This is a genomic window from Frankia umida, from assembly GCF_023242945.1.
GTDB lineage: Bacteria > Actinomycetota > Actinomycetes > Frankiales > Frankiaceae > Frankia > Frankia umida.
Genome location: NZ_JALKFT010000010.1, coordinates 69833 through 92885 on the forward strand (window position 1 = coordinate 69833; position 23053 = coordinate 92885).

Below are 23053 nucleotides of genomic sequence, written 5' to 3' on the forward strand. Positions count from 1 at the left end.
ACTGGCGGCGTACGGTCGGCTCGAGGTAACCCGAATCAGGGAAAGCCACCACATGACGAAGAACGCCGAGGGGCGTTTCACGGTCTTTCCTGTGCATCCGGGTCACGACATTCCGATCGGGACACCGCGTCGGATCAGCGGAAGTTACGAACAGGCCGGACCGTGAAAAACTGGACACGATGAGTCAGGGAACGTGCCGGCCGACCAGGGTTGCCATGGGAACGTCATCCGGAGCTTACGTGTCGTGAACACCCGCTGGTGACTATCAACCGATGGCGTGTCTTGAGTTCCGGCTGCTCGGCCGCGTCGAGGTGTATCGGGACGGAGCACCGGTGGATGTCGGCGGCCCGAAACACCGGGCTGTCCTTGCCTCGCTGCTGCTGCGCGCCGGCCGGGTGGTGTCGGTCGACCAGCTCATCGACGATCTGTGGCCGCAGCAGCCGCCGACCCGGGCGGCCGCCACGGTGCAGGTCTTCGTCTCCCAGCTGCGCCGGGCGCTGGAACCGCAACGGTGCCGCGGGACGGCGGCGACCGTCCTGGTCACGGCGTCTCCCGGCTACCTGCTCGACATCGACCCCCACACGGTGGACGCGCATGCCTTCGCCGATCTGGTCGCTGACGGCCGGGCGGCGCTCGAGGCCGCGGACCCCGAGCGGGCGGCCCGGCTGCTGCTGCGCGCCGAAGGGATGCTGCGCGGCCCGGCGCTGGCCGATGTTCCGTCCACGCCGTTCGCCGGGGCGGCGGCGGCCCGGCTGACCGAGCTGCACCTGGGTGCGGTCGAGGACCGCATCGACGCCGAACTCGCTTTGGGCCGGCACGTGGCCCTGGTCGCCGAGCTGGAGCAGCAGGTACGCCGGCATCCGCTGCGCGAACGGCTGCTGGCCCAGCTGATGCTCGGGCTGTACCGGTGCGGGCGGCAGGCGGATGCGCTGGCCGCCTACCGCGAGGCCCGCCGGGTGCTGCTCGACGAGCTGGGGCTGGAACCCGGTGTCCGGCTGCGGCAGCTGGAAGCGGCGGTCCTGCGCCACGACCCCACCCTGGCCTGGTCACCGGCGGTGGCCGCGCCGACCTCGGCACCCGAGGGCACGGTGGCGGACCACGGTCCACCGTCCGTGGATCGGCCCGGCCGGGTCCTGGTGGTCGACGACACGGCCATCAACCGCACGATCCTGGCGGCGGCGGTGACCCGGCTCGGTCACGAGGTGGAGACGGCCGACGACGGCCACCGGGCCCTCGAGCTGCTGCGGGCCGCCCCGGACAGCCCGCAGGGGTTCGACCTCGTCCTGCTGGACCTGCTGATGCCGGTGCTGGACGGCTACGCGACGCTGACCGCGATCAAGGCGGACCCGACCCTGGCCGCCATCCCGGTCATCATGGTGTCGGCGGTGCCGGAGCTGGAGAGCGTGGTGCGCTGCATCGAGCTGGGCGCCGTCGACTACCTCCCGAAGCCGTACAGCGCGACGATGCTCCGGGCCCGCCTCGGCGCGTCCCTGCAGGCCAGGCGGTCGGCCGCGGCGCGGGAGAAGGCCCTGCAGGCCGAGATCGCCACGCTGCGCGCCGAGGTGTCCCGTACGCGGATCGGCACCGGACCCGATCACCTGTGAGGCTGTCCGCGAACCGGCGACCGATGTCGCTGCGCGGGCTGGTGCGGGGTGGTGTCGGTCTCGGTGTGCTCGTGCTGGCCGCGCTGCTGCTGGTCAGCCTGAAGGCCGAGAGCAGCACGCGGCAGACGGCGGCGGCCGAGGCGCGGCGGTCGCAGTCGCTGCGGCTGGCCTACGAACTGCGCCAGACCTCGGACGACCTGACCCGGATGGCGCGCACCTACGTGGTCACCGGGCAGGCCCGCTACCGCGTCTGGTTCCAGGAGATCCTCGCGATCCGGGACGGCACGGCGCCGCGTCCGGCGAACTACGACAACATCTACTGGGATGTCGTCACCGACACCGGCCGGCGGCCCACACCGTCCGGTCGCCCGGTCGCCTTCGCCACGCTGGCCGCGCGGGCCGGGTTCACCGGCCAGGAGCTGGGCCTGCTGACCACGGCCAAGGCCCGTTCGGACGCCCTGGCCACCGTCGAGCAGCAGGCGTTCGCCCGGGTCGCCGCCGGCGGCGCGGCCAACCGGCAGCGGGCGACGACCATGCTCTTCGACGCCTCCTACCTGCGGGCCAAGGACGAGATCATGGCGCCGATCGGGCAGGTGCTGACGCTCGTCGACGCCCGCACGGCCCGGGAGACCGCCCGGGCGACCCAGGCGGCCCGGGGCTGGTCCGCGGGCGCCATCGCGGCGGCGCTGCTGCTGCTCGGCGGCATGGCGGTGTTCGCCGCCGTGACCCGCCGGGCGGTGCTGCGTCCCGTCGCGGAGCTCGACGCCGCGACCGCCCGGATCGCCGCCGGGCACACCGACGCCCCGGCCCGGGTCGCCGGGGTCGGCGAGCTGCGTTCCCTGGCCCGGCGCTTCAACGAGATGACCGGCCGGGTCCAGGGCCGCACCGCCGAACTCCAGCTGCTGCACCGGGTGGCCGACACCGCCCATCGCGCCACCGACCTGGCCACGGCCGCCACCGACATGGTCGATCTGGTCCGCGCCCACACCGGCTGGCCCGCCGGCCGTGCCTACCACCGGGACGGCGACCGACTGGTGCCGTTCGTCCAGGTGGACGGCGTCGGGCCGCTCCCCTCCGTGACACCGGCCGCGCTCGCGGCCGAGGCCGCCCCGCCCGGTCAGGCCGTGTGGCTGCCCGACCTGCCGGGGATCGCCATCGCGGTGCGGGCCGGACGGGGCGCGGCGGCGCGGGTGGTCGCCGTGCTGGAGTTCCGCACCACCGACGCCACCGCCCCGGACGAGACGCTGCTGGCCCTGCTGGCGGACGTCGCGGCCCAGCTCGGTCAGGTCGCCGACCGGATGCGCAGCGCCGATGCGCTGCGCGGCGCCGCGTCCGCCGCGCAGCGCGCCAACGCCGCCAAGAGCGACTTCCTCGCCACGATCAGCCATGAGATCCGGACGCCGATGAACGCGGTCATCGGCATGTCGGGGCTGCTGCTGGACAGTCCGCTCGACACCGCCCAGCGCCATCTCACCGAGATCGTCCACGACAGCGCCCACTCGCTGCTCCTGATGATCAACGATCTGCTCGACTTCTCCAAGATCGAAGCTGGTCAGCTCAGCCTCGAACGGGTGCCGTTCGAGGTCGGCACCTGCGTGCGGGCCGCTGTCGACCTCGTCCGCGCCGATGCCGCGACCAAGGACGTCACGCTGACCTGCACCCTCGAGGCCGGCACCCCACGGGCCATGGTCGGCGACCCGACCCGAATCCGACAGATCCTGCTGAACCTCCTGAGCAACGCCGTGAAGTTCACCGAGCGGGGCGAGGTGACCATCACCGTGGGCGCGGTGCCGAGCGCCGTGGCCACGCCCGCGGGCACGGCGCCCGGCACGTCCGACGGCTGGTACGAGTGGCGCTTCACCGTGCGCGACACCGGGATCGGCATCCCCGCCGAACACCTGGAGTCGATCTTCGAATCGTTCACCCAGGTGGACGCGTCCACCTCGAGGCGCCACGGCGGCACCGGGCTGGGCCTGGCGATCTGCCGGCGGTTGACCACCCTCATGGACGGGACGATCCTCGTCACCTCCCGGCCCGGTTCCGGCACCACGATGACCGTCGCCCTGCCCGCGGCGGCGGCGCGGATGCCGCCGCGGACGGCCCGGCCCGGCCGTTCGACCCTGCCGGTTCCCCAGGCCACCGCCCTCCCCCGGGCCAGCACGGCTCTCCCCACCGCGGCGGCCCGCCCGGCCGCGGTCCGCCGGATTCTGGTCGCTGACGATCATCCGGTGAACCAGCGGGTGGTGCTCCTGCAGCTCACCGGTCTCGGCCACCGGGCCGATCTGGTGAGCAGCGGCGCCGAGGCGGTGGCCGCGGTGCGGCGCGCGCACTACGACGTCGTGCTCATGGACGTCCAGATGCCCGACGTCGACGGTCTGGCGGCCACCCGACGGATCCGGGCGCACTTCGGTGGACGCGGCCCGTGGATCATCGCACTCACCGCGGGCGTGCAGCCCGGTGCGCGACAGGCCTGCCTGGCCGCGGGCATGGACGACTACCTGACCAAGCCGCTGGTGATCCCCGACCTCGTCGCCGCGCTGGCCCGCGCACAGCCACCGGGCGGCGACCCCACCCTGGACCCGGCCGCCCTCAACCGGCTGGGCGAGCTGGTCGGGGGCGACAGCGCGGCCCTGTCCAGCCTGATCACCGACTTTCTCACCGACACCCCGAAGCTGCTGGACGCCCTCACCACGGCCGGTTCCGATCCCGTCGCGGTCCGCCGCGCCGCCCACACCCTGAAGGGTCTCGGTGCCACCTTCGGGGCCACCGGCCTCGCCCGGCTGTGCCAGCGGATCGAGATCCGGCCCGGCGCCGACGACGAGCTCGCCCTGCTGCTACCGGAGATCGCCGCCGAACACGCCCGCGTCGCCGCCGCCCTGCGCACCCTCGTCTGACCGCCGTGGCCGCCCGGCCACGGTTCCCCCCGCTGGCCCCGGCACCCGGCTGACCCGGCACCTGGCTGACCCGGCACCTGGCTGACCTGGCACCTGGCTGACCTGCGGCGAGGGCGCTTGGCCGCTGCTTGGCGGTTGCTAAGCGGTGCCCTGTTGGCTGACCAGCAGGGGTCAGCGCCGCCCCCGTCGCCCCGCCACCCGCTCCCGCGGTGGCCTCGGACCCGCGCCTGTGCCCCCTGAGAAAGGCAGTCCGCGATGAGCACCGTCAGCCCTCCGCACGACCCGGCCACCCATCCCGGCCCACCCTCCGACCACACCGGTGCCGCCTCCAGCGCCGCGTCCGGTGCCGGGAAGGAGACCCTCGAGGACTACACCCTCCGGTTCGCGCCGCGCAGCTACCGGCGCTGGGGCACGGGAATGGTCGCGATCTCGGCCCTCGGCGGCATCGCCTATCTCGCGGACTTCGCCATCGGGGCGAACATCGGCCTTTCCTACGGGACGACGAACGCCCTGTGGGGCATCGCGGTCTTCACCGTGGTGATCTTCCTGACCGGTTTCCCGCTGGCCTTCTACGCCGCCCGTTACAACCTGGACCTCGACCTGATCACCCGGGGCAGCGGTTTCGGCTACTACGGCTCGGTCGTCTCGAACGTGATCTTCGCGTCGTTCACGTTCATCTTCTTCGCCCTCGAGGGTTCGATCATGGCCCAGGGTCTGAAACTGGGCCTGCACATCCCACTGTGGCTGGGCTATCTGACGTCCACCCTCATCATCTTCCCGCTCGTGGTCTACGGGATGAAACTGCTGTCGACCCTGCAGCTGTGGACCACACCGCTGTGGCTGGTGCTGATGGTGCTGCCGTTCGGCTACCTGCTGATCCGTCATCCCGACTCGATCAGCGCGTTCTTCGACTACGGCGGGCAGGACGGCAAGGGCGGTTTCGACCTCGGTTCGGTCTTCCTGGCCGCCGGCATCTGCCTGTCACTCATCGCCCAGATCGCCGAGCAGATCGACTACCTGCGTTTCATGCCGCCGCGCACCCCGGAGAACTCGCGCCGCTGGTGGACCGCGATGGTGCTGGCCGGGCCCGGCTGGGTCTTCTTCGGCGCCGCCAAGCAGATCATCGGCATGTTCCTGGCCGTCTACCTCATCGCCAACGTCGCGGACGGCGCGGGCGTGGCGAACCAGCCGGTGCACCAGTTCCTGGAGATCTACCAGGATGTCCTGCCGCACTGGGCGGCGCTGGCGCTGGCCGTCGCGCTCGTCGTGATCAGCCAGGTCAAAATCAACGTGACCAACGCCTACTCCGGCTCGCTGGCCTGGACCAACTCGTTCACCCGGATCACGAAGACCTACCCCGGACGGCTCGTCTTCCTCGGTTTCAACCTGCTGGTCGCGCTGATCCTGATGGAGGCTGACATGTTCAGCTTCCTGAACACGATCCTCGCCTTCTACGCGAACTGTGGCATGGCCTGGGTGGTCGCGGTGGCCTCCGACATCGTGTTCAACAAGTACCTGCTGAAGATCTCGCCGCTGCGGCCCGAGTTCCGCCGCGGCATGCTCTACGCGATCAACCCGGTCGGTTTCGGCTCGATGATCCTGGCCGCCGGCATCTCCATCATCGACTTCTACGGGGGCCTCGGCTCGGGCCTCAAGCCCTACTCCCCCCTGGTCGCGATCGTGCTCGCCCTCGTCCTGCCGCCGATCCTGGCCGTGGCCACGAAGGGGAAGTACTACCTGCGGCGCACCGACGACGGCATCGACCTGCCGATGTACGACGAGTACGGCAACCCGTCCGGCGAGACCCTGACCTGCCATGTCTGCGAGCAGGAGTACGAGCGCCCCGACATGGTGCGGTGCGCGACGCACGACGCCTACATCTGCTCCCTGGACCTGTCCACCGACAAGGTCGGCGACCACGTCCTGCCCGCCCAGGCCTGACCTTCCAGACCGACCCGGCCCGGCCCTGACCCGCCCGGCGCACCGTTCTCGGAGTCAGCATTCACCGCGTGGGGCCTCCTGGTCGCCGCACGCTGCGGACAGTGAATGCCGGCTGATCGTCAGCCGAGCAGGGCGGCCACCATCGGTGCCGGGATGGCTCTGACCGGGCCGTCAAGTTCCAGAATGGATTTGGTGGCCAGGATTCCGCGGCCGTACTTGCCTTCGATGCGGCGAGCCTCCGAGCGCCAACCCGAGTCGATCCACTTTGATTCGATGGGAGTGGTCATCATCGGGCCGGCGGGGCTGGGAACACGGACGGGGCCGAGATCGATCTCGGCCCCGGAGCCGGTACGGGAGTATCCGATCGTGTCGTCGGCGATCCAGCGCCCCTCGTCGTGCGCCTCAATGGCACGCGCGAGCGCGACGGCCAGGGCCATCTCGGAGAGCGCGGTGAACGCCGGGCGTGACAGGCCGGGGCTGGTCAGTGCCGGCAGCCAGGCGAGAATCGGGTCGGTCAGATACATCTTGGGCTGAGTACCGGCGATGATCCGTCCTTCGTCCGTGCGCTGACGACAGCGCAGTGCGGCATGCGAGTTGACCAGCCGGATGAGGCGGCGTTCGAACAGGTCACGGTTGGGATATCCGAGCTCCGCCGCGGTGCCGGTGAGGTTCAACGGGCTGGTCATACGCTCGGCAAGGCCGGCGAGCAGCAGCGGGACGGAGTCGGTCGGCGCGTCTGGATCCACGTCGGCGCGCAGCCACGCAAGCAGGTCGCGCAGGTAGGCAGGACTGACGCCGCCGGTGCGCTGATGCTCGGCGACCGCCCGGGGAAAGCCGCCACAGCTCAGATAGTCCTGCCAGGCGAGATCGAAATCGTCGACGCCGAACGCGAGGGCGGACAGTGCATGAGCCGTCGGCGCGCTGGCCAGCTCGCCAGGATGCGTGATCGGAGGAAGCGGCAACTCAGGGCGGGTAGCGGCGAGGTAATCCCGAAAGCTCATGGGCAGCAGCTGGCGGAGGCGGTGCCCGGAGCCGGAACCGGCCCGTCCGGCGAACAGGTTGCCCTGCACGTCCTCGGTGCTGACCCAGCGGCTGCCGGTGGCGACGACCGTGTCATCGCCGAAATCACCGGTGTCGCGGGCGGCCTTCAGCACACTGCTCCAGCCGATGATTCCGGAGATCTCGTCGAAGAGCCACACTCGCCGCCGAGACTCCGTTCCGTCGACGGAACGGGTGAGGGCACGCCCGAGGGTGACCAGTCGTCGTAGGTCACGAGCGGCCATCCCGTCACAGGACAGGTAGATCACCTGCCGCGGATCCACCTCGGGGTGGGCACACAGATGCGCCGCGGTGTCGAGGAGCGCGACCGTCTTGCCGGCGCGCCGGGGACCGGTGAGCACGGTGAGACTGCCCTCGGGCGGACCATGGGCGATGTCGTCGAGGATGCGGGACCGGTAGCCGAGGTCGTGGCTGGCCCGATCGCGCAGCACGCGGTTGGCACGGGTCCAGGCCGTCGGGTCCGTGCCCGCCGCCGCACTCGCCCACCACGGGTTCGCATCAGCGAGCAGGCGGCGCAGTTCGTCATCTCGCACCGACCGAGACTATCCATCAGCACCACAGAAGGAGGGGGTAAAGGCACCCCCGGCACCACAGAAGCAGGGGGGTACGAGGCAGGCGGCACCACAGAAGGCGGCAGAGGTTGCTGTGCCTCGGCCCGGCGGGGCGCGGGTGGGCGGGTCAGCGGGGTTCGTCGCCGCGCAGGGTGACGCGCTGGATCACGCGGTGGGCGTCGCCGAAGTCGCCGGCGACGGCGTGCTGGGTCGCCCGGTTGTCCCAGAAGGCGATGGTTCCCGGCTGCCAGTGGTAGCGCACCGTGAACTCGGGGCGGACCGAGTGCTGGTAGAGGAAGGCCAGCAGAGCGTCGCTCTCGGCGATCTCGAGTTCCTTGATCCGGGTGGTGAAACCCGGGTTCACGAACAGGGACCGGCGGCCGGTCTCCGGGTGGGTGCGCACGACCGGGTGCTCGACCGACTCGAGCTTGGTGAAGCTCTTTCCCTCCCAGTGCCCTTCGCCGACCAGGTCGAGGATCGCCCGGAACTGGTCCTCGCCGTCGTGCACGGCGGTGAGCGTGCCGAGGAACCCCCGCAGCGCCGGACTGAGATCGGCGAGGGCGGCCTCCTGGTTGGAGAACAGCGTGTCGCCGCCGGCCGGGGGCACGACGACCGCCCGCAGGATCGAACCCAGCGGTGGGCGCGCCACGAACGTCACGTCGGTGTGCCAGTGCAGGCCGCGGGAGACACCGCCGATCCTGCCGTAGGTGGCGGCCAGTTGCCGGGCGACGCTGTAGTCGATCTCGAACACCTCGGGCTGGTCGGCCAGGCCCGGGATGACCGGGTGGCCCTCGGTCGGCTCGCCGAAGCGGCGGGCGAAGGCGAGGTGCTCGGACGGGGTGAGGTCCTGGCCCGGGAAGAACACCACCTTGTAGTGCAGCCAGGCGGCGCGGATCGCGGCGATCTGGGTGTCGTCCAGGGTGCGCAGGTCGAGGCCGCGCAGTTCGGCGCCGATGGTGCCCGACAGCGGGACGACGTCGAACGGCAGCTCGGGTGCCACGGACCCGGCGGGCGTCTGGTCGGTGCTCGCCGTGGTGGCGGCCCTCGCGGTGGCGGCCGCGTCGGTGGCGGCGGCCCTGATGTCCGCGATCCTGGCGTTCGTGTCGGTGGTGACGGTCATGACGGAACTCCTTCGTGATGGATACCGGCGGCGCTCTCGTCGATGCCAAGCTCCCGCAGCAGCCGGGTACGCAGCGCGGTGAACGCGCCGTCTCCGCGCAGCCGGGGGTGGGGCAGCTCGACCTGGAGGTCGAGGGAGAGGCGTCCGTCGGTGAGGACGAGCACGCGGTCGGCGAGCAGGATCGCCTCGTCGACGTCGTGGGTGACCAGCAGGACGGTGGGGCCGTGCCGGCTGCACAGTTCCTGGACCAGGGCGTGCATCCGGATGCGGGTCAGGGCGTCGAGGGCGCCGAACGGTTCGTCGAGCAGCAGCAGCCGCGGCTCACGGACCAGCGCGCGGGCGAGGGCGGCGCGCTGCGCCTCGCCACCGGACAGGGTCTTCGGCCAGTCCCGCTCGTGGCCGTCGAGGCCCACCTCGCGCAGCGCCGTCTGGCCCCGTTCGACCGCCGCCGCACCGCGCTGACCGAGGGTCACGTTGTCGAGCACGCTCTTCCACGGCAGCAGCCGCGGATCCTGGAAGACCACGGCTCGGCGCGGCGGCACGAACAGGTCCCCGCCCGCGTCCGGGTCGAGGCCGGCGAGTGCCCGCAGCAGCGTGCTCTTGCCCGAGCCGCTGCGTCCGAGCAGCGCCACGAACTCCCCCGGCGCGGCCCGCAGGTCGAGGTCGCGCAGCACCTCGCGCGGCCCGAACGACCGGGTGAGACCACGCGTCTGGAAGCCGACCTGGGTGCTCACCGTCCCGGCTGCCATCTCAGTACCTTTCGATCGAGGAGTCGGATGAGCCCGTCCGAGATCAGGCCGAGCAGGGCGTAGACGACGAGGCAGAGCACGATCACGTCCGACTGGAAGAACGTCTGTGCGCGGATCATGAGATAGCCGATACCGGAGTGGGCGTTCATCTGTTCGGCGAACACCAGCAGCAGCCAGGCGACGGCCATGGCCAGGCGCAGTCCGACGAGGAAGCCGGGTAGCGCGCCCGGCAGAACCACATGGCGGATCAGGGCGCCGCGCCCGAGTCCGGTGACGTCGGCGAGTTCCCGCCAGCCCGGGTGCAGCGACTTCACGGCCACCGACGTGTTCACGTAGATCGGGAACGCCACTCCCATCACGATCAGGCTGATCTTCGCCGTCTCCCCCAGCCCGAGCCACAGGATGAGCAGCGGCTGCAGGCCGATGATCGGCACGAACCGCAGCATCTGGACGTTGGCGTCGACCAGATCGTCGCCGACGCGGGTCAGGCCGGAGGCCAGCGCCAGCACGACGCCCAGCGGAATGCCGATCCCGAGCCCCCACAGGACCCGCCGCAGCGACGCCCACAGCGCACTGCCGAGCGTCCCGTCACGGACGAGATCCCAGCCGACGGTGAGCACCGCGGACGGGCCGGCGAGCACCCGCGGGCTGAGCCAGCCGGCACTGGCCGCGAGCTGCCAGCCGGCGACCAGCAGCAGCACTCCCGCCAGCCGTTCGACGCCGCGGGGGACCCGCCATCGTGACCGCGTCCCCTCCCCGGCCCGGCGTGTCGGCAGCCGGAGCAGACCCCGCGGTATCTCGGCAGCCACCCCGGCACCACCGGTCCGCGACGCCCCGCCCGACACCGCCGCCACCTCCGGCGTCGCCTCGGCCGGCGTCGCCTCGGCCGGCCTCGCTGTCGTCGTCACCTCGAGGCTCGTCACTGGCCCTGCGCCCTGGCGATGACCTGGTTGAACCGGGAGTCGAACTCCTCGGCGACGTCGACCTTCGCCGGGATCTCACCGGCGCCCTGGAAGAGGTCGGCCAGGCGCTGCTGGGCCGGGACGATGTCGCCGGGAAGCTGGAAGAAGGCCGGTGTGCCGGTCTTCGCCAGGATCGCGTTCGCCCGGGCCGGTGTCAGACCGTACTGCTTGACGTAGACGGCGTCGGCGTAGACACCCTGGTGGGAACCGAGGTAGGCGAACGCCTTCACCAGCCGGGTGAGGTAATCGGCCTCGGCGGCCGTCTTGGCGCTGCTTTTCAGCGCGGATTCGCTGGCGATGACGAAGCTGGAACGGTCGGGCAGCTCCGTGGTGGTTCCGACCTCCGCGGCGGTCGGGTTCTTCGCCAGATAGGCGCTGGTGAGCGGTTCGACGGACAGACCCGCGTCGGCCGAACCGCCCTGCAACGCGGTGGCGACCTGGGTCTGCGCGATGTCGACGGTGGTGACATCCGACAGTTTCAGCCCGGCAGTGTCGAGGGCCTGCAAAAGCACCGCCTCACCCGCGGTGCCCTTCTGGTAGGCCACCTTCCTGCCTTTCAGCGACGCCCAGCCGGTGATGTCACGGCGCCCCGGGGCGGTGAGCAGCTGGTAGCCGCCGACCTTGTAGCTGAACCCGGCCACCGCACGCAGCCCCTGCCCACCGGCCTGCGCGAAGATCAGCGGTGTGCTGCCGACGAAACCGGTGTCGAGCGCCCCGGCCTCGAAGGCCTGCAGCATCGGCGGACCGCCGACGAACGTCGAGTACTCGACCTTGTAGCCGAAGTCGGTGTCCTGGCCGGACAGGTGCAGCAGGTTCTTGAGGAAGTCCAGCTGGTCGCCCACCCGCAGCGTCGTCCCGGCCGGGATGGTCGTGCTCACCGCCACCGGGGTGGTGCCGGCCGTGGTCCCGCCGCCTTCTGGACGGGTCGACGCGCTGCTGTCGCACGCGGTGAACACCACGGCCAGCGAAACCACGGAGAGGAAAAGGCTGGCGACACAGGAAACGAAACGAGAACGCACGGAGATCCCAGTTCTTGGGCAGCATGGCAGAACCGGCCACGGACAACGGGCCGGCTACGGAGCCGAACGGCGGAAAAAGATCAGACGCCCCGGAACCGGGGGCCGAGGAAAACGAGCGGGCGACCTTGGAAGGTCAGCCCGAACAGAGCGCGCTGCAGATGCGCTTCAGGTCGACACAACGGCGCAGGGTCAGGCCCTCGCCACGCGCGCTCGTCGACATGCCGACCACAATCGCCTATTCCGATCGGACTTGTCAACATGGTGCCGCTCATCCACCCGATCGCCCGTCGGACTGCACCGGGTCGCCCGATACCCACACCCCACCCAGCGGGGCCGAGTCAGTTCGGCAGGAGGGTGAAGCGGACAGGTTGTCGAAGGACCGCGGAGGCGCCGGTGAGGTCGGCGAGGCGGGTGGCGAGGGTGGCTTCGGCCAGGCGGGGTGGGAGGGCGGTGCTGAACTTCAGCCCTGCCAGGGCCTCCTCGGTGACATGCGGCAGGCAGAGGCGGGACTCGAGGTCCGCCGTCGCGGTCTTCCACAGCTGCGGGGTCAGGTCGGTACGCAGGCGAAGGTAGGCCGCGGTCGGGACCTGCAGCGCGTCGGCGAGGTCACCGAGGCTCGCGGTCAGGGTGCGGTTGGCGCGTTCACCGGCCCAGGTCCACCAGCGGACGTCGGTCAGGTCCGCGGTACGGACGATCATCGTGCCGCCAGGGTGGACGACGTCGAGATGGTCGGCGCGGACGGTCGCGAGCCGCTCCTGGGCGCGGCGGGTGAGCGGCACCGCCGGGTCGGCGCCGAGCAGGACGTCCCGCATCGCTCTGGTCAGCTCGAAGGACAGGCCCGTGTCGGTGGAGCTCAGCCAGCGGGCCCGGCCGCCGCGGTCGGCGGGTTCGACGAAGCACCGGCGACGTTTCCAGTCGATGTGTGTGACCCGCCAGCTGCGACCGCCGAGCAGGAGCAGGCGCGGGCCCTCCACCTCGTCGGTGAGCAGCACGGGGTCGGTCCGCCCGATCTCATCGCGGCCGGACAGGACGGTGAACTCGGGCGCGGCGGTGAAGACCGCGGTCAGCTCGGCGAAATGGCGGCGGCCGAACGCACGCTCGGCCTCGGGGCCGATGAACAGCATGCCGCCGTCGGAATCCAGGTAGCCCATCCGGACGAGGTGGCGCACGATGGGCTCGGCGGAACGGTCGAACGGGGCTAGGCCGTTCCACTGCTCGACCCAGGTCCGGTCGCCGACCCGGTTCTCCTGCAGACAGTAGGCGAGCATCTGTTGGGCGACGATGTGGCGCGGTTCCGGCGGGGGGACGACGGGCTCGACCCAGCCGCGTCCCCAGAGCAGCAGCAGTCCGGCGGCGTGGACGAGGGCGCTCTCGGACAGGGTGAGGAACAGGCAGTTGCGGGCGGTTCCCGGACGGCGGCCGGTGCGGCCGAGGCGTTGCAGGAACGAGGCGACCGTCGCCGGGGCGTTGATCTGGATGACGCGGTCGAGGTCGCCCACGTCGATGCCGAGTTCGAGGGTGCTGGTCGAGACGATCACGCAGTCCCGGGCCTGCGCGAACGCCTCTTCCGAGCGGCGCCGTTCGTCGACCGACAGCGAGGCGTGCGACAGGAACGTCGTCACGCCGAGCGACCGTAACGCCTGGGAGAGCTCTTCCACGATCTTCTTCGAATCGCAGAAGACGAGTCGCTTCTCGCCTCGGTGTAGTGCCGCGAGCATCTTCGCCGCGTTCGCGACCGAGCCGACGTAGTCCAGCTCGATCTCGCCGACTGGTGGGGAGCCAGACGCGCCGGCTGCCGGTGCCGCGTCGGCCAGATTCGGGGTGGACGACGATTCAGGCCCGGCGGGTGCCAGGTCGGGGGCGATGACCTGGGCCGGGCGGTGGCCGGCGCGGGAACCCTGCAGCCAGCGCAGCAGTTCCGGCGGGTTGCCCACCGTCGCCGACAGGCCGATGACCTGCAGCTGTTCTCCGGTGTCGACAACACGCCGCAGCCGTTCGAGGACTGCGAGCAGGTGCCAGCCGCGATCGTCTCCGGCGAACGCGTGCACCTCGTCCACGATGATCGTGCGAACACCGGCGAAGAAGCCGCGGTGGTCGGTGCGGACGCTGACCAGCATCGCTTCCAGTGACTCGGGCGTGGTCAGCAGGACATCGGGATGTTCGCGGCGGATCCGGTTGCGACGGCTTTCGGTGACGTCCCCGTGCCAGACGGCGGCGCGTCGGCCGAGCCAGCCGGTGTAGGTCTCCAACCGCGGCGCGAGGTTGTTGAGCAGCGCCTTGAGCGGACACAGGTACAGCACGGACGTGCCCTGCCAGTCCTCGCCGGCCATCCGCGACAGGACGGGAAACAGCGCCGCCTCGGTTTTCCCGCCCGCGGTCGGGGCGAGCAGCAGGGCGTCCGCTCCGGCGAGCAGCGGCTTGACGGCTACCTCCTGCAACGGCCGCAACCCCGGCCACTGCAGGGTGTTCACGATGTGGTGCAGCACCACCGGGTGCAGCAGGTCGACGGCGTCCGCGTCCGTGCCGTGGAAGGGCAGCGGCGGCGTCGGCGGTGTTACGGGAACCGGCGGTACCGGTTCGGTCATCCCAGGTCCAGGTCGATGTCATCGGCCCTGGTGGCGGCGGCGTTACGTTCCAGGTCGCTCATCTCGGCCGAGGTGAGGGTGAGCGGGTAGTCGCGGCGCGGGTCGAAGTCGTCGAACTGGTCGACGCGGTCGAGGACGTCGCCGACCAGTTTCTTCAGAAACAGCCGGGGGGCGACGCCGACCTTCCCGCCGAGGCGCCCGGCGACCGCGCCGGCCAGCTCCCGCAGATAGGCGTCGTCGGCGAGGCGCTCGATCCGTCCCACTCCTGCGCCGGAGGTTCCGGCCGTGTACAGGTCGCGGACCCGTCCGCCGAGTTCCACCAGCGATGCCTCGGTGAAACCGGGCAGGCGCAGCTGCACGGCCCGCGGGTTGTCGAACTTCGGGTCGGCGGTGAAGTCGGTCGCCAGTCGCTGCGCGAGCGGGGCCAGCCGGGCCGCGCCCTGCGGGCCGTCGTAGAAGGCCGGCGTCCCGGTGATGACGAGGAACAGCCCCGGGAACCGGCCGCTGTGGACCTCGTCGATGAGCTGGCGCAGCGCGTTCAGCGCCTTGTCCCGCGCGTCGGACCGCACCCGTTGCAGGGTTTCGACCTCGTCGAGGACGACCAGCAGACCGCGGAAGCCGCTGTCACGCAGCACCGCCAGCAGGCCCTGCAGGAAACCGAGCGCACCGAAATGGTCCAGGTCGCCGCGCACTCCGGCGGCCCGTCGGGCACTCGCCGCGACGTGCGGCTGCCCACCGAGCCAGGCGAGCACGGCCGCCGCGGTCGCCTCGTCCCCGCCGGCGAGTGCGGCCCGATAGCCGCGCAGCGCGGCGGCGAACGCGGGTGCGGTCCGGGCGACGTCGGCGAGGCGGCGGTCGACGAGTTCGGCCACGGCCCGGTCCAGCACCTCGGCGTTCACACCCGCCGCGGCATCGGTGGCGAGGACGTCCTCTTCCAGCGCGTAGAACCAGCCGTCGACGACCTGGCGCAGGGCGCTGGGCGGGAACGTCGCGGTGGTGAGGCGCTCGGTGAGCCGGCGGTAGACGGTTTCCAGTCTGTGCAGCGGGGTTTCGTTCTCCGAGATCTGCACTTCGGCGACGGCCAGGCCCGCCTTCTTGGCGCGTTCGGCGAGCCAGCGGGTGAAGAACGTCTTTCCGGAGCCGTACTCGCCGCGGACCGCCTTGAACACCGAACCGCCGGCGGCGACGGCGGCGATGTCCTCGGTGGCGGCCCGCTCGAACCGGTCCAGCCCGACCGCGAGCAGGTCCAACCCGACCGCGGGCACCGCGCCGCGGCGCAGCGCGTCCAGCACCTCCCGGCGTCGTGCCGCGCTGACGCCGCCGGCGCTTCCCATGCCTTCGGCGCTCACTGCGGCAGCCCGAACTGCTGGCGCAGCAGGTCGACGTTGAGCCGCAGCGTGTGGCCGTCGTCGAGCTCGTCCAACACCGGATAGTTGTCGATGTTGAACAGGCGGCGCAGGTTGACCGCGAAGCCGCCGGCCCGCCGGGACAGCTCGCCGGCCCGTTCGGCCACGACGGCCGTCGCCAGCGTGCCGTTGGCGTCCAGCAGTGCCCGCACCGCGGCCTCCACCTTGCCCACGTCCAGTGGCCGAGCCAGGCCCCCCAGCTGGGACTGGAACAGCTCGGAGCCCAACAGCCCGGCGACGAGGCGGTCGACCGGGTTCTCCCGACCACCCGTCGGGGATGGGGCTGTCGACGTCGTGCTGTCGGCGGCTGGGGCGGCGCCGGCGCCTGGACCGGCTTCGCTGGTAGCCGGCTGGGGCAGCTCGAACAGGGCCGGGCCGGCCTGTTCCGTCGTGGGCCGGCGACGCTTGCGCGGAGCAAGGACCGTCTCCGCAGCCCCGCCCGCGACCTCGCGGTCGGCGGTGCGTGGGCCGATGCGGACGGTGTCACCGTCGAGGCCGGGGAGCAGAGCGGATGTCTGCGGGGACCACCAGCGGGGACGCTGATCGGGCAGCGGACGCCAACCGGGAGGCAGGCGCTGGTGCGTCGAGGTCGCGGACAGCCGGAACGGCAGGAAGGCCAGCACGGGAACGGTCGCCTCAGCCGGCGATGCCCCGCCGTGATAGCCGCCCTTGCGGCCCAGATAGTGCAGCGCCGGGTCCCAGAGGGCGACGATGCGACCGCCGGGTACGAGCACCCGTGGCCCGGTGAGCACCACCTCGCCGTCACCAGTCGCGTTATTGCCGGCGTTACCGGCGTTGCCAGCCGGGACACGATGCCGTGCCGATGCGGCGTCAGGCGCCGCGAGTCCCGCCGCGCCATGATCGACGATGTGGCCGTGGTCGCTGGTCACGATCACGACCCGGTCGGCGTTGCGGGCGTAGGCGAGCACCGCGCGCAGTCTGCCGAAGTCGGCCAGGCTCCAGCCGACGTCATCACGTTGGCGGCCCTTGTGGAGGGTGTCATCGACCGTGTTGATGACGACGGCGACCAGCGGAGTGTCCGAGGTCAACGCCTGGATGAGGTCGTGGTCCAGCGGGGAGCCGGGGGCGCCGTCCAGATCGGCATGGTGGAACAGCGGGGCGCGGCGCCTGCCCCAGCGTGGATGGTGCTCGAACGCGGCCTTCTCGGTCGCCTTGTCGCCGCGGGCCAGCTTGCCGGCCAGCAACGACGTACGCGAGGTCTCGGTGATGGTCGGCAGCACGGCGAGAGCGGCCCGCCGGCGGGCGGAGCTGGCCGGTTCCCCTGTGACCTCGCCCGGAGGAGAGCCGAGCGGGTCGCATTCCTGCCAGCGGTCGCGGCGCAGCTCGGCGGCGAGCTGGGTGGCGACGGCGACGCTCAGCCCGTCGAGCACGACCAGCACCGCGCGCCTGCCGCCGCTGGCACCGCTGGCGGTCACGACCGGTGCGACAACCCGGTCAAGGATCTCCTCGACGAGCAGGGGCCCGCCGGGCCCGGCCGGGCCGGCCGTCCAGTCGGCGAGCAGCAGCGCGAAGGACGCGTCGAGGGCACGCCGCCGCCGGGCCGCGACACGGAACAGATCGCCGTACACCGTGCCGACGGCGGGCGCCAGTTCTCCGCTCGCCAGGGGGCCGAGTGCGACGTCGACCCACGCCGAGTCGTCCAGGTGCGCGTGCAGGGCGGCGGGCAACGTCGTCGGCCCGTCCGGTCGGTCCCCGTTTCTACGCTTCGTGCCGGACGTGCCGATCTCGCCGGTGGTGCCGGAGGTGCTGCTGCGCAGTGAGCCGGTGGGCTGGGTGGCGAGCCAGCCCACGATGCGCACCACCATCACCGCCCGCTCGACCTCGGTCCGGTGGATGCTCGCCAGGTGGTGCGCGCGCAGCGAGCCGACGGCGGCCACGACGTCGTGCGTGGCGGTCGCGAGCAGCGCGCGGTTGACGCCCGACTCGGCGGACGTCAGGAAGTCGCGGATCGTGGTGGCCACGAGTGACAGCCGATGGTGGAACCCGGTCCGCAGGATGTCGCTTGCGGCGCCGGCCGCTCGGCCGTCGAGCTCCTCGAGCAGACGTTCGGCGGTGTCGAGCAGGGCTGGGAGCTCGTCGTCCGGGTGCAGGGTGGACGACGTCGCGCCGAGGCCGAGGCGGCTTGTACCGGGGCGCGTCGAGGCGAGTGTGGTCGTCACGACCTCGCGGGTGGCGTCGGCGAAGGCGCGCATCGCCGTCTCGTCGAGCCGGGCGTCCCCGAAGTAGCGTTCCACCCGGACCTTGGCCCGTTCGACGGCCGCGGCATCCACGGCGGCCTGTCGGGCGGAGCCGTCCGGGTCAGGGTGGGGCCACAGGCAGTCGCACACCAGACCGAGGGCGAGCGCCCGGTCGCCGTTGCCGGCGGCGACCAGGGTGAACAGGGTCCGCCCGGCACGGCCGGTCCGGTCGCCCAGGTAGGAGGTCAGGCCGGTGCGCTCGTCGCCACCGAGCCGGCGTACCGCCTCGGTGGCGCCGGGGATGGTCGTCCAGCGCAGCAGGGTGGCGATGTCGAGGTCGGCGGCGCCGAGACCCAGCTCGGTCAGGCCGAGCCGGACGGCGGCGAGTTCGGCGAGCGCGTCCTCACGGCTGAGCAGGCCGCCGGGCCGACGCGGCCAACCGGCGGGCGGGCGGGCTTCCAGCAACGCCTGGATGATCCAGCGATCCTCGGGGGCACGCAGCCGCGGGTCGGCCTGGGCTGCGCCGAAATCCTCCAGCACGGCCGCCCACGGTTCGATGACGTCGACCCGCTGGCGGTGGACCTGCGCGAGCACGGTGTCGCCGAGAACCTCCTCGTCGGCGTCGGTGAGCAGTACCAGCCAGCCGTCCCTGACCGGGTCGCGGGCCCAGCGGGTGATCTCCTCCAGCACCGCGAGCGGCGACACGCAGGGCACCACCCGCACCGGCCGTCCGCCGGCGGCGAGCTCCACAGGCGCCGGCCAGTCCGGCTGGGCGCGGACCAGCAGGATGCGCGACTGGCCGCCGGGGTTGGTGTGCGCGGCGCGTTGCAGCCGGCCGACCCGGACTTTGACGACATCCGGGGTCACCCGGGGAACGCCGGTGCCGGCGAGGCTCGCCGTGGTTGCCGGGCCGGTCACGGTGCCGGCTGCCAGCTGATCTCGATCTCGCCGGGCCGGTCGCCGACGTGGGCACGCAGTTCGGCCAGAGCCTGGTCCAGGGCGCTGGCACGGATGCGCCAGCGCCGTGCGGCCCCGGGCGGTGGCTCGACTTTTCCTAGCTCGATCTTCGACGGATCGACGATCGGTGGCGTGACGACGACCGGTGGCGTGACGACGGGCGGCGGTGTGATGACGAGCGGTGGCGTGACGACCGGCGGTGGCGTGATGACGGGTTTGACGGCTGTCTGGGTGGCGCGTCGAATCAGCGCGGTTCCCTGGGCGCGGGCTGCGCTGAGCACCGTGGCCAGCGGGCTGATCACGTTCTCGTCGGCGGCGCCGACGGCCCGGATCCGATCGAGGATCTCCCGAGCCTCGGCCTGGTACGGCTCGGGCAGGCCGGCGATGACACCGAACGTCTCGTCCCAGGGCGCTGCCGTGATCGCCGCGGTGACCTCGGCGGCATGGCTCATGCTGACCAGGAGTCGCTTCGCGGAACCGGCGAGGTCGGCCCGGGCGAGACGCGCCACAAGCTGCGGGCCGGCCTTGGGGTCGTCCAGCGCCGAGAGCAGGTCGCGGGCGGCCCGCGCGGTGCGCAGCCGGCCGCCGGTCGTGCCCTCGCCCGCCGACTCGGCGCCCGCGCCGATGCCGATGCCGGTCTGCGGATCAATCCCGAGATCGACCGCGTGCGCCTCCAGGGCAACGACCAGCTCCTGGCTGGCCGCCCAGCGAAGCCGGGCCTGCTCGACCAGCTCCTCGGTGAAGGCACGCAGCAGCCGGCCCCGCAGCAGGGCCGGCGGTCGCACCCCGAACAGCGCCTGGGCGCGTTCGCCGGCTTGCGCCCATTCGGCCGGGTCGGGCAACGGCTGCTCGCGCAGCGTCATGTCCTTGCTGATCGCGGTCAGCTCGGGTGGTGGCGCCAGCAGGCCGCCGTACCGGTACCAGGCCCGGTCGGTCTGCTCGGCGTACGCGGCGACGACCAGGTGGGCGACGTGGTCGTCCAGGCCGCGCGCCTTGGGTTCGTCGATCCAGCGCAGCAGATCGGCGACCCGCAGCTCACTGATGCCCGAACCGGTCGAGCTGGAGCTGGACGAGCCGGAGCTGGACGAGCCCGGGCCGGCGTTGAGCGCGGTCTGGGCGGCGCGTCGGGTGAAGTGGTCGACCCATTCGCGGCCGAGCGCGAAGCGCACCTCGTGCATCACACCGAGTCCGAGCGCCGGGGCGATCCGGCGCATCGGCCCACGGTCACTCTTCGCGACCTCGATGGATCCGCCGTCGGCCTCGGCCGCCTTCGTGACGTAGCCGAGCACCAGCCTGAGGTCGGCGAGTTTCACCGGCACACGGGTCTGGTCGGGGTCGAGATCCGGGTGGCCGGGGAACTGGTCGGCGAGCAGGTCGCCGACCAGGCGGCGGACCGCGTCCCGAAAGGACGCCCCGAGCGGCAGCGTCGGGTTCAGACCGGGCCACAACGACCGCAGATGGTCGTTGAAGTCGGCGGTGACGTCGTGTTCGTCCTTGGACGTGAGCCCGTAGGCCGAGCGCAGCGTCGTCTTCGTCTTGGTGAGCAGCGCGTCGTAGCGGCTTTTCAGGACGCTGCGGGCCCGCTGGCGGTCGTCGGCGCTCAGGTGCTGGGCGTGGCTGTCGAACCGGTGGCCGCCGCCGGCGAGCAGATGGTCGAGGCGGACGAGCATGCCCAGGTCGACGAGGCGGGACGCGGTGAAGTCGGCCGGTATCCAGCTGACGGTCCGGTGCTGGACGCCGGCGCCGCGTAGCCGTTCGATCCGCGCCCGGGCGTTGACCGGCGGTTCGGCGGCGTCGTCGAACGGGTAGTCGACGACGATCCGCCAGGACTCCGGGTCGAGGGGGGCGAGCTGGTCGTCGCGTAGCTCCGCGCCGCGCACCGAGGCGAAGATGACCTCGGCGGAACGCTTGCTGCCCCGCCAGACGAGGTCGAGCCGGTCACCGAACGCCTCGCCGGTGACGGTGACCCCCAGCTCCTCGACGAGGATCCGCCGTACCAGGGCCCGCCGGTTGCCGGCGCTGTCGTAGCCGACGGCGGAGTTGAGGATGCTGTCGACCTCGACGCCGACGAGCTCCAGCCCGACCCCCGGGTCGCCGCCTTCGACAGGCAGATATTTGATCTCGCCGAACTGGCCGGCCCACCGTTCGACCTTCTTACCGACCTGACCGGCCTCGCCGCCCGGGATCGGGCTGGTGATGCTGCCGTGGTTGAGCGCCGACAGCCGCCGCGGGGTGAGGTTGTGCAGCGCCGGGACGCTCGGGGCGAGGGCGGCGAGCAGCAGCGTCTTGACCAGCCGGTCGTCGGCGGTGAACCGGCGGACCTTGGTGGCGAGCACCTGGTCGACCGCGGCACCGGTGGCCTGGGCCCGGCGGACCTGCGCCAACGCCTCCTCGTCGAGACCCTCGGCATCGAGCAGGTACGGGCGCAGCCGGCGACCGTAGAGCTTCTGGGCGGCGTCGAACTCGGCCTTGAGCACGTCGGTGAACGGCGTGTCGGCACCCCTGGTGATGACGTCCCACAGGTCACCGAGCGGGACGACCTGGCCGAGGCGCAGGTCGTCCCGGTGGTCGACGAGCAGTTGACGCATCAGCTTCAGCGCGGTCCGGTTGCGCTGTAGCGCGGAGGAGACGTGGACGAGGGTGTCCATGAACGCCGGGCTGAACGGGTAGGACAGCCGGAAGGCGTCCCGGTCGGCGCCGATCTGGGAGCTGCCGCCGAGCATCGTCTCCCACACCTCCGCGCGGACCTTCGCCGTCGTCTCGAACGCCTTCTCGATCGCCCGTGCGGCGTCGGCGTTCGACGGCTTCAGCAGCCGCCGGTTGGCGATCAGGGGGAGGTTGCGGTCCTCAAGGATGATCTTGTCGAAGCGGCCGTCGGCGAGGGTGAGCACGTCGAGGAAGCTCAGCCGCACGTCGCCGGCGACCTGCTCGCCGACCAGTTCGCGCAGGTCACGCTGGCGGGCGATGAAGCTGACGATCGGAACGGCCCGGGCGCCCAGCCCGCCTTCGACGAAGTTGGTGACCTTCTGGACCTCGCGGGAGACGAACGACGGGTCACCCATGTTGTTCGCGAGCCACAGGATCAGCTCGTCGAGGAACAGGATGACCGCGTCGTAGCCGAGGTCCTTCGCGTGCCGGGCGATCTCGGCGAGACCGGCGTCCAGGGAGATGAAGCCCTCGGCGTCCTCGCGCAGGTCACGGTAGGTGTTCGCGAACCAGGTGGAAAGCAGGTCGGAGACCAGCCGGCGGCGGGCGGCCGGGCCATGGGCAGCCGGGGCGAGCGCCGCGTCCAGCTCGGCCGCCGTCCAGGTGGCGTCGTTACCCCACTCGTCCTGCTCCTCACCGCTACCCGGCCCGCCGATGCTCTGCCCGCCGGCGCCGGAGCCGGAGCCGGCGCGGTTCAGTTCGGCGAGGAAGGTGGTGTCACCGACCTTGGCCCGGACGTTGCGGGCCTCGTCCAGCAGCGCTTCCGCGCGGTGCACCGCGGGGACCTGCGCGTTCGGGTGCAGGGTGCGCAGGTGGTCGGCGTAGCCACCGAGGACGCGCTGCTCGATCGACTTCGCGCCGAGCAGGTGGAACGGGACCAGCAGGAACTTCTTGCCGGCCAGGCCCGCGTCGTGCTTGCCGAGCACATCGGTCAGCCGGTCGTCGAAGCTGTGGGCGGCCGGCTCGCCGCGCAGAAGCGCGTACAGCACCGCCATGAAATGCGACTTGCCGGACCCGAAGGAGCCGTGCAGGTAGACGCCCTTCGACGCCCCGGTGCTCACCGCCTGCGCGATCAGGCCGAGCCCCTCGTCGAAGTTCCCGACCAGCCGGTCGGTCAGCACGTAGTCGCGCATCGTCGCGGCCGCGTCGGTAACGCCCTCGGTGAGCTTGAGGACGAAGTCGCTGTCAGACGTCCGCTCCGGAATATCGATGACCTCGCGCAGCAGCGGCTGGGACGACGGGCTGGTCATACGACACCTCGGCGGGTCAGGCGAGCGGTCTGGTCATGCATCCGAGTACGGA

General features: G+C 71.7%; 13 protein-coding genes. 4 read left to right on the forward strand and 9 right to left on the reverse strand.

All coding sequences use genetic code 11. The features are described 5' to 3' along the window. Positions 1–52: 52 nt before the first annotated feature. From MXD59_RS12225 to MXD59_RS12240, 4 genes are all read left to right on the forward strand, one after another. Positions 53–166 (forward strand): type II toxin-antitoxin system HicA family toxin, encoded by a 114-nt coding sequence (locus MXD59_RS12225; RefSeq protein WP_248824775.1) that lies wholly within the window; start codon positions 53–55, stop codon positions 164–166. Positions 167–272: 106 nt separating this feature from the next. Then, positions 273–1604: a BTAD domain-containing putative transcriptional regulator gene (locus MXD59_RS12230; protein WP_248824776.1), complete on the forward strand. Its 1332-nt coding sequence runs from the start codon at positions 273–275 to the stop codon at positions 1602–1604. A 23-nt stretch (positions 1605–1627) separates the two neighbouring features. After that, positions 1628–4498 (forward strand): hybrid sensor histidine kinase/response regulator, encoded by a 2871-nt coding sequence (locus MXD59_RS12235; RefSeq protein ID WP_248824777.1) that lies wholly within the window; start codon positions 1628–1630, stop codon positions 4496–4498. 255 nt (positions 4499–4753) lie between these two features. After that, complete coding sequence (locus MXD59_RS12240) at positions 4754–6439, forward strand: purine-cytosine permease family protein (protein WP_248824778.1); 1686 nt, start codon at positions 4754–4756, stop codon at positions 6437–6439. A gap of 119 nt (positions 6440–6558) precedes the next feature. Here the strand turns inward: MXD59_RS12240 and MXD59_RS12245 are convergent, their stop codons facing one another. The 9 genes from MXD59_RS12245 to MXD59_RS12285 form a co-directional block, all read right to left on the reverse strand. Beyond that, complete coding sequence (locus tag MXD59_RS12245; RefSeq protein WP_248824779.1) at positions 6559–8031, reverse strand: AAA family ATPase; 1473 nt, start codon at positions 8029–8031, stop codon at positions 6559–6561. Between the two features lie 145 nt (positions 8032–8176). Next, a complete protein-coding gene (locus MXD59_RS12250) occupies positions 8177–9169 on the reverse strand; it encodes a TauD/TfdA dioxygenase family protein (protein WP_248824780.1) in 993 nt (330 codons plus the stop codon). Beyond that, positions 9166–9918, reverse strand: coding sequence for an ABC transporter ATP-binding protein (locus MXD59_RS12255; protein ID WP_248824781.1), 753 nt, complete (start codon positions 9916–9918; stop codon positions 9166–9168). The genes MXD59_RS12250 and MXD59_RS12255 overlap by 4 nt, the downstream gene beginning before the upstream one ends. Continuing rightward, the gene (locus MXD59_RS26950; RefSeq protein ID WP_248824782.1) at positions 9900–10826 is read right to left on the reverse strand and encodes an ABC transporter permease; all 927 of its coding nucleotides are present in this window, start codon (positions 10824–10826) and stop codon (positions 9900–9902) included. The genes MXD59_RS12255 and MXD59_RS26950 overlap by 19 nt, the downstream gene beginning before the upstream one ends. A gap of 11 nt (positions 10827–10837) precedes the next feature. Next, entirely contained in the window at positions 10838–11899 is a 1062-nt protein-coding gene (locus tag MXD59_RS12265) for an ABC transporter substrate-binding protein (RefSeq protein WP_248824783.1), read from the reverse strand. A gap of 338 nt (positions 11900–12237) precedes the next feature. Then, a complete protein-coding gene (locus tag MXD59_RS12270) occupies positions 12238–14484 on the reverse strand; it encodes a DEAD/DEAH box helicase (protein ID WP_248824784.1) in 2247 nt (748 codons plus the stop codon). Continuing rightward, positions 14481–15833, reverse strand: a complete 1353-nt coding sequence (gene brxD / locus MXD59_RS12275) for a BREX system ATP-binding protein BrxD (RefSeq protein WP_248824785.1) — start codon at positions 15831–15833, stop codon at positions 14481–14483. The genes MXD59_RS12270 and brxD overlap by 4 nt, the downstream gene beginning before the upstream one ends. Further along, on the reverse strand, positions 15830–19006 hold the full coding sequence (gene pglZ, locus MXD59_RS12280) for a BREX-2 system phosphatase PglZ (protein WP_248824786.1): 3177 nt from the start codon (positions 19004–19006) through the stop codon (positions 15830–15832). Before pglZ ends, brxD begins: the two co-directional genes overlap by 4 nt. After that, the gene (locus MXD59_RS12285) at positions 19003–23001 is read right to left on the reverse strand and encodes a DUF6079 family protein (protein ID WP_248824787.1); all 3999 of its coding nucleotides are present in this window, start codon (positions 22999–23001) and stop codon (positions 19003–19005) included. The genes pglZ and MXD59_RS12285 overlap by 4 nt, the downstream gene beginning before the upstream one ends. Positions 23002–23053: the final 52 nt, after the last annotated feature.